This is a genomic window from Thermomicrobiales bacterium, assembly GCA_041390825.1.
Taxonomy (GTDB): Bacteria; Chloroflexota; Chloroflexia; order Thermomicrobiales; family UBA6265; genus JAMLHN01.
In genome coordinates this window covers 117,704-131,968 of the sequence record JAWKPF010000007.1, presented here as the reverse complement: position 1 = coordinate 131,968, position 14,265 = coordinate 117,704, and the positions used below count along the sequence as shown (strand labels likewise).

Sequence of the window (14,265 nt, the reverse complement as noted above, 5' to 3'; positions counted from 1 at the left end):
GTGCCGAAACTCTCGGATCCAGTTGCCATTTCCGTCCTTGGATTCTCTGTTCGCTGGTATGCCGTTTTCATCCTGATTGGCATCGTTGCCTCGCTGGTCATCATGCGCTGGTTGGCGCGCGGCCGTGGGCTCGACCCCGACTTCCCGCTCGATGCCGCTCCCTGGGTCATTCTGGCAGCGCTGATCGGCGCGCGTGGTTACTACCTGCTGCTGAAATGGTCGTATTACCTCGAACACCCATCCGAGGCGATCAACGTCAGGCTCGGCGGTTTGACGGTGCATGGCGCCATCGTCGGTGGGGTGATCGCGCTTTGGCTCTACTGCCGCCACCGGGAACAGCGATTCCTGACCTGGGGAGATATCACCGTGGCGGCCCTGCCGGTGGGACAGGCGATTGGCAGGTGGGGCAATTGGGCGAATCAGGAAGCGTTTGGCCGACCGACAGATCTGCCCTGGGCGGTCGAGATCGATCCCGCTCACCGGCCTGAGGCATATGTCAGCTTCTCGACTTTCCATCCCACCTTTCTCTACGAGTCGTTGTGTGATTTGGGTATTGCGCTCGTGCTCATCTGGGTCGTGCGCACGATGCCGAGACATCCATTCTGGCGCGAAGGCGACGCGATCTGGATCTACTGCGTACTCTATGGAGCGGTTCGCTTCGGTATCGAGAGTCTGCGAACCGATAGCCTGACGATTGGTCCCTTCCCAGCCGCGTATTGGCTGAGTTGGGCGTTGATTGCGATAGGAGCTGCAATGTTCATCGGCCGCCGGACGATCTGGCCGGGAATCCGGGTCTCGGAGCTCGATGCCTCCGTGCAGGGAGCAGAGGCGTGACCGAGCCCAAACCATTTGCGTTGCTGATGACCGCGCATGTCGCGATGCTTGGAAAGCAGGGACTGATCGACGATGCCGCCGTTGCGGTGATCTCGGGTGTGGTCGACCGCATCGGTTCCGGCTCCTTCGATCTCGACGATCCGCGCTCCCTGTTAGTTGAGTTCGATGCGCGTGTGGACGCGCAGTCTCCTCCCGGGTTCGCCGGCGCCAGCCAGGTAGGTCGGGGGGGCAACGAGCTGCTGGCAGCATACGCGCGCGTGGTGCTGCGTGACCGGTTGCTTTCGTTGGCCGACCAGCTTGGCCAGGCGCGTGAAGACGTGATCGATCTGGCGCTCCAGCACGTCGTCACCATCATGCCGATTTATCAGCAGGGTATGGCCGCACAACCATCCACCCTGGCGCATTTCCTGGGCGGGGTCATCGGTCCCTTCGATCGCGCGCAGGCGAAACTCCAGCAGGCGTTCGCGTTGGTGAATCAGTCGCCGCTTGGCGCGGGAGCGCTGGCCTCGACCGGCCTGCCAATCGACCGTGAGGTTGTGGCCGCGAACGCTGGTTTCGATGGAGTCATCGAGAACACCTTCGACGCTGTAGCCGCTGTCGATCATCTCGCAGCGGTCGTCGAGACAGTGCGGGCAGTCGCGCGGCCAGTGTCCCGCCTCATGCGTGAGATCGCGACGCTGCACCGAACCGACCCGGCGTCATTGATCGTGCACGACGCGTCGCCCAGCGTGCGCAGCGAGCTGCCGCAGCATCGGGTCATTCCGGCATTCGACGAGCTCGCGCGCCTGGACATCGACCTGGTGGCAGTGCTCGACACGCTCGATCGCTGGATCGAAGATGCCGCCATGGAGCCACTTGCCGAGCTTGCGGTTCCGCTCGGCCGGTTTGCGTTGGCCTTCGACCTGGCTGATGCGTTGATCGAGCGATTCCTGGTGTTCCTGAATCGCGAAATCGCCTTCAACCGCGCCTATCTCGCAAACCGCGCGAACCGGAATCACACCACCGTTGTCGAGCTTGCCGACTATCTCATGCTGGAGGAGCAGATTCCTCCGGCACAGGCCAAAGCGATGGCTGGCCGGGTGATGAGTCAGCTGAGTGAGGAAAGCATCGAAACGAGCGGCATCACCAGCGCGATGATCGATTCTGCCGGGATGCTCGTCGTTGGGCGGGAATTGGGCGTCGAATTCGAATCGATCAGCAAGTACCTTGCGCCCCGCCGATTCATCGAGCGTCGGGCTGGCTTGGGAGGACCGGCGCCGATGGCGACACGCGCATGGTTGGCCAGGGAGAAGGAGCTTCTTGCCGCCGACCGGACGTGGACCGCCGAACGTCGCGCAGCATTGACCGAGGTCGAGTCGGCGATGGCCGCATTGGGTAGTGAGGGGGATTAGGGTCCGGGCCCTGGGGCAGACGGGTACGAGCGGCTGGTTGGACTTTAAGTTCGTCGCCGTCGGGCGCCACGTATACTTCTCGTTCGCAAGGTTTTCGCTTTCGTCGCATGAGGTAACTCCCATTCCCCACACCAGCAGAACGACCGGTCAGCCAATCGAACATGCCCTCCTGGTCGCCGTCGACAAATACGGCGAAACCTGGAATGTGCAGGACTCGCTGGAGGAGCTGGCGAGACTCGCGGAGACGGTCGATGTCGAAGTCATCGGAGCAATCACGCAAAAGCTGAGCCATCCGATCGCCGGCACGTATGTGGGCAAAGGCAAGCTGGAAGAGATCAAGGCAGAACGGGAAGCGCTCGGCTACGATCTCATCATCTTCAATGACGAACTTACCCCGTCCCAGCAACGCAATCTGGAGAAAGCGCTCGATGTCAAGATCATCGACCGCACCGCCCTCATCCTCGACGTCTTCGCCAAGCGCGCGCAGACACACGAAGGTCGTCTCCAGGTCGAGCTGGCGCAGCTCGAATACCGACTGCCTCGATTGACCGGTATGTGGACGCACCTTTCGCGACAGGCGGTCGGTGGCGTCGGTCTTCGAGGACCGGGTGAAACCCAGCTGGAATCGGACCGCCGGGAACTCGGCAAGCGCATTGCCTTTATCAAGGGGCAACTGGCCGATGTGCACCGCCATCGCCAGATCTATCGCGATCACCGGCGCAATCAGCAGATGGCAGTGGTGGCGCTGGTTGGCTACACCAATGCGGGCAAGAGCACGCTGCTCAACCGGTTGACGGATGCCGGTGTGTTGGCCGAGGACAAGCTTTTCGCGACGCTCGATCCCACCACACGGCGGATCGAGCTGCCTGGCGGCCGGGCCGTGCTGATGACCGACACGGTCGGTTTCATCAACAATCTGCCGACCATGCTCATCGCGGCCTTTCGCGCCACTCTGGAAGAGATCAACGAGGCAACCCTGCTGGTGCACGTTGTCGATGTCACGCACCCGAATGCGGTCGAGCAGTTTGCCACCGTCAACGAGGTCCTCGAGGAGCTCGGCGCGGATGGCAAGCCAACTGTGATTGCGCTCAACAAGGCAGACCAGATCGATTCAGTTTCTGACGAAGATCTGGCTCGCCTCCGTGAAGCGATCGGCAACGAATGGCCGGTGGTGACGATTTCCGGAGCCACGGGCTTCGGCGTGGAAGCGCTTCTGGGAGAGGTCGAGCTCGGTCTCGAGGCAGAGCAACGTTTCGTCGATGTCGAGCTGGTTGTGCCGTTTGCCCGGCACGATCTGGTCGACCGATTTCACAGCACCGGACGGGTGGAGACGACCGACTACGATGAACGCGGAACGGTGCTCGTTGGCAAGTTGCCAGAGGCGCTTCTCTCGCTGTTCGAGCCCTACCTGACGGTACTCGACGTCGAAGGGGCAAGCATGGAAGTGGACGTCGAAGCTCGTGACGCCGTTGCCTAGCGGATTCGTAGACTAGTGCCGACTGAATGCACTGGCAGGCTCGCACTCGGGAGTCATCGTGAGCGCTGAATCGCCCAAGACCATCTCGTATCGGGACGCGGGAGTCGATATCGACCGCGCTGCCAGGAGTCTTGGCGCCATTGCCGGTTTTGCCCGCGCAACGGCGGGCGCAGGAACCGCGGGGGATATCGGTCACTTCGGCGGTGTTTTTCGGCTCCCTGCTGGTGAGGACCGCTTGCTCATCGCCAGCGCGGATGGCATTGGCACCAAGATCAAGTTGGCGTTCTCGATTGGCGGTTGGGCGCACAAGCGGGTCGGCGGAGACCTGGTCAACCACTGTGTCAACGACATACTCGCCTGTGGCGCGCGCCCTCTCTTTTTTCTCGACTATGTCGCGATGGGACGACTCGATTCCGGCGCGCTGGAGGGACTCGTCGAGGGAATGGCGGAGGCGTGTGCTGCCAATGGAGCGGCGTTGATCGGTGGAGAAACCGCCGAAATGCCCGGCCTGTATGCTGTTGGCGAGTACGACGCGGCCGGATTCATCGTGGGCGAAGTTGCGCCGGACGACTTCATCGATGGATCTCGTATTCGGCCGGGAGATGCCCTGATCGGTTTGCCATCCTCTGGGCTCCATACCAATGGCTACAGTCTGGCCCGATTGATCGTTGGTTTGACTGGAGAGAATGATCTGGAACAGCTGTCGCGACCGCTTCCCGGCGGATCAGGCGAGTCGATCGGCGACGCGTTGCTGGCGCCGCACCTCAGCTACTTTTCCGAGGTCTACCCATTGCTTCGCTCGGAACAGATTCTTGGCATCGCGCATATCACCGGGGGCGGGTTGATCGACAATGTGCCGCGCATGTTGCCCAACGGTGTCGCAGCGCATCTCGATCAGCGGTGCTGGGCCGTGAATCCGATATTCGCGTATCTTGTCGAGACCGGGCGTGTCGAGCCGCGCGAGCAATACCGAACCTTCAACATGGGGATCGGCATGGTGCTGGCGGTGCGTCCTGCGTCCGTCGATGATGTGCTCGCTGCGATTCCGGGAGCGGTTGTCATCGGTGAGACGATCGCGAGCGACGGACCACAGGTTGTTATCGAGCATACGAAGCATGGGACGGTGAGCTGACGATGGCGATGATCGACCTCGACAACAAGCAGATCGTGGCCAAGATCGTGGTCTACGGTCCCGGGCAGAGTGGGAAGACAACATTTTTGCGGGCCGTGCACGATCTCATCCCGGAGAAGCAGCGCAATGCCCTCACATCGATCGAAAACGATAGCGGCCGCACGGTGCTTTTCGACAATCTGCCGATCGACGCCGGAAAGGTGGGCGACTACCGAGTGCGGTTTCAGCTCTATTCCGTGGCAGGTAATGAAGGCAGCGAGGATGCCCGCAACGCGGTGCTTTCCGGTGCGGACGGAGTGGTGTTTCTGGCAGACGCGCAGCCAGATCGTTTGGCCGAGAATGCCGAGAGCCTGGACGAGCTCCTGGCCGCGCTCGCCCGTCTGCAGAAATCGCCCGGCGCGTTTCCGCTCGTGATCCAGTACAACAAGGTGGACCTCGTCGACGAGTCGTCGCTCGTGGAAACTCGGCAGGCGCTCAACGCGGATGGATACCCGGAGACCTTTTCGTCAGCGCTCAACAAACGCGGCGTTGTCGACTCGCTGCAAACGATCACGAAGCTGGTCGCGCAGTCACTTTAGCCGATTCGCGTTTCAGACGATGATGTGCTCCTCGGCGTAGAAGCCTTGCGTCTGTTCCACCGTCTGAAAATTCACCGCGTCCGCGATGGCGGCCTGTAACTCGGGCGATAGCTCGGCGGCGCGCCAGGACGCTTCATCATCGAACTGGGCGAAGGCAATCGCGTCGAACGCAGGCGCCGATCCGTCGTATGACGTCATTGGATAGCAGCGATAGGCGCGGATACCCGGCGTTGCGGCGGTGAGGGGGGTGTGCTCGTCGATCCAGTATCGGGCGAACTCCTCTTGCGTCATGTCGGCGCGTTTCTTGACCAGCCAGACAACCGTGAACATCGCGCTACTCCTCACCAGTCAGGAAGGTTGGTTCGAGGTACTTCGGATTTGGGTGTTCGTAGAATCCCTTGCCCGTCTTTTCACCAAGTTCGCCAGCCGCAATCATGCGAGCGAGTGTTGCCGACGGCGTATCGGTCGGGTCCTGCGAAACGAGCTGGTAGCTGGTTTCGATGTCCGAGACGACATCGAGGCCGACCATATCCATGATCCCGAACGGTGCGTACTGCGTTTGGAAGAACATCATCCACAGTCGGTCGACATCCTCGGGAGACGCTACTCCTGCGTCGACCACCGCCAACGATTCCCGCTTGACCGCTCGCCAGATGCGGTTGATGATGAAACCCTTGCTTTCACCGTTGACGATCGCAGTGACAAGGCCAAGCGAGACTCCGAGGTCACGCGCGGTCTGTATTGTCTCGTCGCTCGTTGCGCCGCAACTCATCAGCTCGAGCATCGAGCGCACCCAGATTGGCGCGAAGAAGTGCATGTTCAACAGACGTTCGGGTCGTTCCACCGCGGGGGCAATCAACGACGAGGGGATCGATGACGAGTTCGTTCCCAGAATGGCGTCTGTCATGCGCGACAGATCGGAAAAGACTGCCCGCTTGACCTCGATCTCTTCTCGCACCGCCTCGATCACGAGCTGCGCGCCGTCGACCGCCTCCGCCATCGACCCCGCAGTCGTGAGCCTTCCCAGTCCGGACGCCACTTCGGTTGTTCCGAGCCCCCGCTGGGCGCCAATGTTTGGCAAGATTTCGCTCTCGGCTCGGTCCATTCCGCGCTCGAGGGCGGTGTCCAGCGCGTCCCACAGCGACACGGTATATCCGGAGATCGCCGCGAGCGACGCGATCTGCGCGCCCATCGTCCCCGCTCCGATAACCGCAACCTTGCCAATCTGATTCATTCCAACCCTCCGGAAGTCCGCGTTGTTCCGTTTCGGCAGTATAGAGGCGGCTTGCGGCTGAGATTTGAGCGTGATAGGGTGAAGTGGGTAGATCCGGAACGACTGCCCGGCGAAGAATCACGCTTGCATCTCTGCATGCCGGCGCTGGCTATGGGAGTGGAACATAATGGCTTCGTTCGTGCATGAGTCCGATTCGCTTCTGAATCGGCGACTTCTCCTCAAGCGATTTGGAATCGCCGCGCTTGCCTTCGCGGCACTCTCTGGTCCCGCGCGCGTTTTCGCCCAGGGCGAGGATGGGAGCGATTCGACCGGTGGCGACGGCGTTGGCGGTGACGGACAAGGTGGTTCCGGCAGCGGTGGTTCGAGCACTGGCGGCTCGGGCACCGGTGGCGACGGAGCCGGCGGCAGCGCGGGTTCCGGAGGCACCGATGGCGGCAGCACCTCAGGCGGTGGCAACACCGGAGGTGATGGTGGGGGAGCAACTGGCGGCTCGGCCACCGGCGGTGACGGAACTGGCGCCAATGGCGGCACAGCGAACGCTGGCAACGGCGTTGGCGGTGGCGGCGGAGCCGGAGGCAACGGCGGGAACGGCGGTAGCGCGGTTTCCGGCGACGCGGTTGGCGGTAATGGCGGCAACAGCATTGGCGGCTCCAACAGCGGCGGGAGTGGCGGTAGCGGCGGCGGATCGTCGGCGGGCGGTGGAACCGGCGGCGGGTCCACGTCGGGAGGCGGTTCGAGCTCATCTGGAACAGGTGGTTCGTCCGTGAGCGCTGCAGGTTCTGGCGGAAGCGGCGATCCCGAAGTGGTCACCACCACTATCAGCGTGGAGGCAGCGGAGCCCTCGTTGCGGGCCGAAGCCGACCTGCTCTGGTCGAGTATCGTCCCCTTCTAGACACAACACGATTGACGATTCGACGAGGCCCCAATCCGGGGCCTCGTTTTCGTTGCTGCTTGGTTTGGCTATGCGTTCGGGATGACACCAAGCGCGGCGATCTGCTCGCTGGTGTATCCGGCAACCGCAAGAGGGGCAATGACATCTTCTGCCAGGTCGGGGAGATAGCAAACGATGAGGTCCCCCACGCCTGACGGCTCGATCGAGAACTCACCCAGGGCAGCCGGAATCACACAGGAGGTGGCCCGATCGAGTCGCAGGCTACCGCCGGAGTAGTGAAGCTCGACAGCATCGCCTACGCACGAGATGGTCAGGCATCGATCGGGATGAGCGGATTCGCGATGGGTTTCCCGCAGTGACCAACGCTCGAGTGCAAAGTACGGCCCAGCGCAGCAGTAGCGATAGCGGTTCTGGCCGCGCTCGATCGTCAGGCCAGGATTCGGAACGGGACGATAATCGCGCTTGAGCTCCGCCAGCGTCTGCGCAATGTTGGCATCCCACTGTTCCTCCGGGTATTGATTCCCGAGCAGGTCGATTGGCATGACATTCTGCGCCAGATCCGAGGTTTGCTGGATCTCGAAGATAAGCGTGTTCGGTCCAAACGAGTGCAGAACACCACCCGGAACATAGACCGTGTCTCCCGGCGCGATCGGATACTCATACATGACGCCAGCATAGTCTTGCCGCTTGAACGCTTCGACGAGTTCGTCGTTGGTTGCGCCGTCCTTGATACCTGCCAGAATCGTCGCGTTCGGATCGGCCCAGAGGATGTGCCAGGCTTCGCTCTTGCCGTTTGGCTCGGCGTAGACCGCCGCGGCGGTTTCATCATCAGCATGCAGATGCACTGGCAGCATGTTCGACGCATCGAGGAACTTCGCAAGCAATGGGAAGTGCGGACCGCTCCACCCTTGTCCGACGATTTCTTCCGGATACTGCATCACGACATCGTGAAACGGCTGGCCCGCGAGCGATCCGTTGAGAATCGTCGCCCGTGCGTCTTTCTGATCGCTGATCTCCCAGGTTTCAGCCACGATTCCCTCGGGCACGCCGGTCTTGCCGAGCATGTCGGGAATCAGGCGTTCACCAAAGGTGTAGGTGCGAACGTGAAACGACAGCTGCAGTGGATACCACTTCACAGGATGATGCTCCTTGGTCCGAATCCGCTGTGCGCCCAGCGGACGTTGACGTCAGAATAGCGGACCAACACGTGAGACGAGGAGGTTCGATGAACGAGGTCGTTCTGGGATTGGATTCCAGCACACAGTCCACCAAGGCGGTGGCGGTCGATCTGGCGACTGGACAGATCGTGGCCGAGGGACGGGCGCCGCATTCTGGCCGCGACACCCAGTGGCCTGGCGACTGGTGGGAAGCGCTGCGCATCGCGGTCGAACCGATCGTCGCCGAGGGATGGCCGGTGGTCGGCATCTCTGTGGCGGGGCAGCAGCATGGATTTGTCGCGGCCGATGCAGCGGGCACACCGCTTCGTCCGGCGCCGCTTTGGAACAATACCGATGCCGCATCCGACGCTGAACGCCTGAACCAGGAAGCAAACTTCGCCGCCGAAACAGGCACCCGGCTGGTGGCCTCGGTCACGATCGCCAAGGTTGCGCATCTCGCCCGCACGGAACCTGAGGCGCTGAGCGCGATCGAGGCGATTTGCCTGCCGCACGACTGGCTGACCTGGAGGCTGACCGGCAACCTTGTCTCTGATCGTGGCGAGGCATCGGGATCGGGTTGGTGGAGCCCCATCTCCGAAACTCCCAGGCGGCAGTTGCTGGCGCTGGCAGCGGGCGAATCGTTCGCATCGCGGGTGCGTATCCCTGAGGTGCTCGGTCCCAACGAATCCGCGGGGCACCTGACGCGAGAAGCAGCGGCGTTCCTGGGTTTGCGGCCCGGAATTCCGGTGGGAGCAGGCACAGGGGACAACATGGGCGCGGCGCTCGGGATCGGCGCGGCGCCAGGCCATGTGGTTGTCAGTCTTGGCACCAGCGGCACGGTCTACTCGGTGTGGGACGAGCCAACTGCCGACCCAACCGGGGAAGTTTGCGGGTTTGCCGATGCGACCGGGCGGTTCCTGCCGCTCGCGTGCATGCTCAATTGCACCCGGGTCGTCGAGGATGTCGCCCGGCTGACGCAAACTCCGTTGATCGAAGCGCTCGACCGCGCAAGGGAGATCGAACCGGGCGCGAACGGGTTGCTCCTGATGCCGTATCTCGGCGGCGAGCGGACTCCCAACCTGCCACATGCAACCGGTTCGCTGCTGGGGGTCGGTACGTCGAACCTGAATCCGGCACTGCTGGCCCGAGCGGCAGTCGATGGCGTCGCGGCCGGGTTGGCGTACTGCCTGGCCGCTCTGCGTCGGCTCGATATCGATGCTCCGGAGATCGTGTTGGTGGGCGGTGGTTCGGCGCATGCCACGTGGCAGCAAGCAATTGCCGACGCGACCGGACTTCCCGTGCGGGTGCTCGGAGGCAAGGAACATGTCGCGCTGGGCGCTGCGATCCAGGCCGCTTCGGTCGCGACCGGCGTGCCGGTTGTCGAGCTTTCTGAGCGATGGCGGCCGGAAGTGGTTGCGAATGCCGTTCCACGGGCCGGTCTCGGTGACCGCTTCCGCATGGCCGAGCGTCAGGCGCTGATCGATGCCAAGCGGGCGCGGGCGGCAATTGCGCCCAGCGCGTGAATATCGTCGCGCAACGCCAGGTAGGCTCGCCGGAAGATCGGATGCAACGCTCGATAGATCTCCGCTGATCGCGAATTGGGTTCGACTCGTGGCCCATTGCGCGCCGATCGATGCGAACCGCTTTCCAGGTCGTACCAGCCGACTGCTGTTCCCGCCACAATGGCGGCGCCCATGGCGGATCCTTCCGACTCCACCAGAGGGTCGACCGGCAAGTCGAAAATGTCCGCGACGATCTGTGTCCAGACGCGACTGCGCGCCCCCCCACCGGCGAGCACGATGCGTTCCGGCGACCCGCCGAGCTCTCGGAGAACCTGGAAGGCATCCAGGAGCGCGAACACCGAGCCCTCCATGACCGATCGCGTCAGTTCCGCCTGCCCATGATTCGCCGTGAGCCCTATGAACTCGCCGGTCGCGTCGGGGTCCATGTGCGGGGTGCGCTCTCCGTTCAGGTAGGGAAGAAAGATGAGTCCTTCCGAACCCGGCGGAATCGGATCGACCAAGGTGTCGATCTCATCCATGCCCGCCGCCATGATCTCGTCTCGCAGCCAGCGCAGCGCCCGTCCAGACGCGAGTGTTGCCCCCATTTGATACCAGCCCGGAAGTCCCGAACCCGGTTCTGCCAGGCTGCACCAGGTGTGGATACGTCCCCTGGGATCGACAACGGGCAACTCGGCCGGAAGGATCGCCTGCGAACCGGTGCTGATCGTGAGCAGCAGGGTGTCGCTCGCAGTTGCGCCCGCTGCCAGTGCCGCAAGTGGAGCATCCGCACCCCCACCAGCGACAGGCGTCCCAATTGGTAAGCCGAGCGCGGCTGCGGCCTCGGCAGTCAACTCGCCGGTCATCGCTGTCGATGGAAGAACGACTGGTAGACGCGAGATATCGATGCCGACTGCGCGCACCACCTCCGGCGACCACGCTCGCTGTCGAACGTCGAAGAGAAGCGTGCTGGAGGCGTCGCTGGGTTCGGTCGCATACCGGCCAACAAGTCGAAACCGAAGATAGTCCGCCGGCAGCAGCACGACCGCGGTCTGTGCGAGCGCGGCGGGTTCATGTTCGGAGAGCCAGGCGAGGGTTGCGGCCTGGAAACCGGTCGCGACCGGGCTTCCGCAACGTTCGATCAAGGGTTCAGCGCCAACCACTTCGGTGAGGCGCCGTACCTGTTCGGCGCTCCGACGATCCTCCCAGATGATCGCGGGTCGGACGGGCGTCCCTGCTTCATCCAACAGCACCGTTCCGTGCATCTGTCCACTCAAGCTGATGGCAACGATCTCGACGTTGCCAGCCACCTGACAAGCCTGCCGAACTGCTTCGACCGTGGCGTGCCACCATTCATCGGGATGTTGTTCCGCCCACCCTTCGTGCGGTCGATAGACGAGATACTGGGCAGATGACTTGCCCAGCACCGTGCAGTGTTCGTCGACGACCAACGCCTTGACCGATCCGGTGCCGAGATCGATTGCGAGCACGGCCGGCCTGGTCATGCTGCGTCCTCGTCGACCACTTGCGCGTAGATCAAATGGTTGAGCGGTTTGAGCGTGGCATACAGCTGCTTGTAGACGGTTTGGTAGAACTCCTCGTAGAACTCGGCCGCGGCTGGATCGGGTTCGATCGTTGTGCTTTCCAACTCGATGGTGGATTGCACCTCGGCGGCGTCACGATAGATGCCTGCCGCCAGTCCTCCGAGCAAGGCGCTGCCCAGCGCGGTGGCTTCATGGATGGCCATCACATGATGCGGTCGATTGGTCACCGAAGCCTTGATCTGCAAGAGCAGGTCGTTGCGCGCGCTGCCGCCGATCACCGTGAAGTCGGGGAGCACTTTGGAACCGGCAAAGGCAACCAGTGGTTCGACCGAGAATCGCGCTTCGTAGGCCAGGCCCTCGTAGACGGCGCGCACCAACGCGCCCTGATCGATGTCAGTCGTCAGTCCCAGGAACGCTCCTCGCGAGCGGCCATCGATGTTCGGTGGTCCGCCGAGCCGAAGGTGGGGAAGAAACGTGACCCCATTGCTTCCGGCAGGAACCGACCCTGCTTCGCCAGAAAGCGCCATCCGGTCTTCGCGGCCGGTGATGCTGCGGATCCAGTCGATGGAGGCGCCAGAGGTGTACAACCCGCCGAAGCCGTAGTACTTGCCAGCGACAACATGTGCGCCTTGCGTGTAGCCCGCTCGGCCAAAGTCCTGATCCCAGATAGGGGCATCGAGCGCCACGAAGAGCGCCTCGGCCGTGCCCATCGAATCGAGCACTGCGCTGTGTTGCGTGACTCCCGCGGCAAACGCGCCGCAGACATGGTCGTGGCCGCCCAGGCCGATAACCGTGCCCTCCCTCAGTCCGGTGGCACTGGCTCCGTCCTTGCCGACGACCCCAATCGCAGTGCCCGCTGGCATGACTGGTGAGAGAATCGCCGGGTCGATTCCGACTCGTTCGACGAGATCGGTATCCCAGGTCAATCGCTGCAAATCGAAGGCCAGGGTGCGGGCAGCTTGCGAGTAGTCGCTGGCGGGCGCTCCGCCGAGCCGCCACGCGATGTAGCTGTCGGCCATCAGCCAGCCCCGGGTGCGGCGCCAGGCGTCTGGCTCGTTCTCCTTCAACCAAAGCAATTTGCAGAGGGTGAAGATCGGCTGCAGCGCCAAACCGGACCGCTCGAAGAGCCGCTGTTCCCCGACGGTTTCCAGTAACCAGTCCGCTTGCGGGATCGTGCGCCGGTCGAACCATGCGATCACGTCGTAGGTTGGTCTGCCGTTGGCATCGACCGGCACGCCGGCCTCCGCAAAGCTCGCGACCGCAACCGATTTGATCCGCGCAGGGTCGCTGATCTGCGAGACCACGCTTCTGACCGCAGCAGCAACCGCGCCCCAAAGCTCATCGGGTTCGAAGTAGGCCCAGAGCGGACGCGGGTAGTGCGTTGTGGTTGGCTGGGATGCAGTCGCCACCATGCGGCCGCGCGTGTCGTACGCGACGGCCTTCGTGGATGTGGTTCCCAGGTCGATTCCAAGAATCAGGTCGTCATCGCCAGTCGTTCCAACCAACCCGGAGCCACCTCGATTGTCGGCCAAACACTACGCTGGCTATTCTCCCACAGCACCGCGCGGAGATTCGAAGAGCCGCGTCGAGAACATCATCGAACGAATACTGTACGTACAGCAAAGTGTGGGTTAGGATGTTCGTGAATGCCCCTGATTTGCCCTGGGGCAAGATCATTTCTGGCAGTCGGAGGGGTGTTTGGATGCAACCTGGAGCAACCGGACTATTCGATCCCAGGCAGATGGCTGAGACAGCAAAGGAGTTGCTCGACCTTTGGTGGCTCTGGCTCGTGCGTGGGGCATTGGCCATCATCTTCGGCATTGCGGCCTGGGCATGGCCTGGACTGACGCTGACAACGCTCATCTGGATCATGGGCGCCTACATTGTCATCGATGGTGTGATCAGCATCATCGGTTGTTTCCGGCACGGCGATCTGAGTTGGGGGCGCCGCATCCTGCTGCTCGTCTGGGGCGTCATACAGGTCATTGCAGGCATCGTGCTGTGGATCGCCCCCGGACTTGGCGCGGTTACCTTGATGGTGGTCTTCGGTGTTTGGGCGATGCTGACCGGCATGTTCTTGCTGGTCGGCGCCTTTACCCGCGATGGCAGTCTCATGAGCCCTTGGCTGCAAGGGCTTATTGGTGTCCTGGGGATCCTGGTCGGCATCTATCTGGTGATCGAGCCGGGCCGCGGGGCACTCGCCACCATCTGGGCCATCGGCGTGACTGCCATTGCCTATGGCATTTTCCTCATCATCGCGGCGTTCAGAATCCGCTCGCTCCGCAACCAGGTGGAAGATCGTCTGGCGGCCACTCCCGGACGGTGACAACCGTCTCGAACACTGCTCTCTCCAAGGACCCGGACGCTCGTCCGGGTCCGTTTCGTATGGGCGTCATCATTCACCTGCAGTTCGAAGAAACCTGGAAGCGCAGCGACGCGTCTTATTGCCAGTGAAGACGACGGTATTTATACTGTCGGCTCGTCATGCGAGAAATCGGCGTACGTACGCGGGTATTCAGCGTGATGT

At 62.5% G+C, this 14,265-nt stretch carries 13 protein-coding genes; 8 read left to right on the top strand and 5 right to left on the bottom strand.

The annotated features are described in order from the left end of the window. From lgt to R2855_04030, 5 genes are read left to right on the top strand one after another with little or no spacing between them, the layout of a single operon-like run. Positions 1-834 (top strand): prolipoprotein diacylglyceryl transferase, encoded by an 834-nt coding sequence (lgt, locus tag R2855_04050; protein MEZ4530183.1) that lies wholly within the window; start codon positions 1-3, stop codon positions 832-834. After that, on the top strand, positions 831-2,225 hold the full coding sequence (locus R2855_04045; protein MEZ4530182.1) for a lyase family protein: 1,395 nt from the start codon (positions 831-833) through the stop codon (positions 2,223-2,225). Before lgt ends, R2855_04045 begins: the two co-directional genes overlap by 4 nt. Before the next feature lie 37 nt (positions 2,226-2,262). Continuing rightward, a complete protein-coding gene (gene hflX, locus R2855_04040) occupies positions 2,263-3,702 on the top strand; it encodes a GTPase HflX (protein ID MEZ4530181.1) in 1,440 nt (479 codons plus the stop codon). A 58-nt stretch (positions 3,703-3,760) separates the two neighbouring features. Beyond that, positions 3,761-4,834: a phosphoribosylformylglycinamidine cyclo-ligase gene (gene purM, locus R2855_04035; protein MEZ4530180.1), complete on the top strand. Its 1,074-nt coding sequence runs from the start codon at positions 3,761-3,763 to the stop codon at positions 4,832-4,834. A 2-nt stretch (positions 4,835-4,836) separates the two neighbouring features. Beyond that, positions 4,837-5,412, top strand: a complete 576-nt coding sequence (locus R2855_04030; GenBank protein ID MEZ4530179.1) for a GTPase domain-containing protein — start codon at positions 4,837-4,839, stop codon at positions 5,410-5,412. Between the two features lie 12 nt (positions 5,413-5,424). Here R2855_04030 and R2855_04025 read toward each other — a convergent pair whose 3' ends face one another. Both R2855_04025 and R2855_04020 read right to left on the bottom strand, forming a co-directional pair. Then, positions 5,425-5,742, bottom strand: a complete 318-nt coding sequence (locus tag R2855_04025; protein ID MEZ4530178.1) for an EthD family reductase — start codon at positions 5,740-5,742, stop codon at positions 5,425-5,427. A 4-nt stretch (positions 5,743-5,746) separates the two neighbouring features. Beyond that, entirely contained in the window at positions 5,747-6,646 is a 900-nt protein-coding gene (locus tag R2855_04020) for a 3-hydroxyacyl-CoA dehydrogenase family protein (GenBank protein ID MEZ4530177.1), read from the bottom strand. Positions 6,647-6,812: 166 nt separating this feature from the next. Here R2855_04020 and R2855_04015 point away from each other — a divergent pair, with 166 nt between their 5' ends. Next, the gene (locus R2855_04015) at positions 6,813-7,538 is read left to right on the top strand and encodes a hypothetical protein (protein MEZ4530176.1); all 726 of its coding nucleotides are present in this window, start codon (positions 6,813-6,815) and stop codon (positions 7,536-7,538) included. A gap of 68 nt (positions 7,539-7,606) precedes the next feature. Here R2855_04015 and R2855_04010 read toward each other — a convergent pair whose 3' ends face one another. Continuing rightward, positions 7,607-8,674, bottom strand: coding sequence for a hypothetical protein (locus R2855_04010; protein ID MEZ4530175.1), 1,068 nt, complete (start codon positions 8,672-8,674; stop codon positions 7,607-7,609). Between the two features lie 89 nt (positions 8,675-8,763). Here R2855_04010 and xylB (R2855_04005) point away from each other — a divergent pair, with 89 nt between their 5' ends. Continuing rightward, complete coding sequence (xylB, locus tag R2855_04005) at positions 8,764-10,218, top strand: xylulokinase (GenBank protein MEZ4530174.1); 1,455 nt, start codon at positions 8,764-8,766, stop codon at positions 10,216-10,218. Here the strand turns inward: xylB (R2855_04005) and xylB (R2855_04000) are convergent. Both xylB (R2855_04000) and R2855_03995 read right to left on the bottom strand, forming a co-directional pair. Beyond that, entirely contained in the window at positions 10,164-11,699 is a 1,536-nt protein-coding gene (gene xylB, locus R2855_04000; protein MEZ4530173.1) for a xylulokinase, read from the bottom strand. The two genes, xylB (R2855_04005) and xylB (R2855_04000), sit on opposite strands and share 55 nt — an antisense overlap. Next, positions 11,696-13,270, bottom strand: coding sequence for an FGGY family carbohydrate kinase (locus R2855_03995; GenBank protein MEZ4530172.1), 1,575 nt, complete (start codon positions 13,268-13,270; stop codon positions 11,696-11,698). Before R2855_03995 ends, xylB (R2855_04000) begins: the two co-directional genes overlap by 4 nt. Positions 13,271-13,479: 209 nt before the next feature. Here R2855_03995 and R2855_03990 point away from each other — a divergent pair, with 209 nt between their 5' ends. Beyond that, a complete protein-coding gene (locus tag R2855_03990) occupies positions 13,480-14,064 on the top strand; it encodes a DUF308 domain-containing protein (protein MEZ4530171.1) in 585 nt (194 codons plus the stop codon). Positions 14,065-14,265 lie beyond the last annotated feature (201 nt).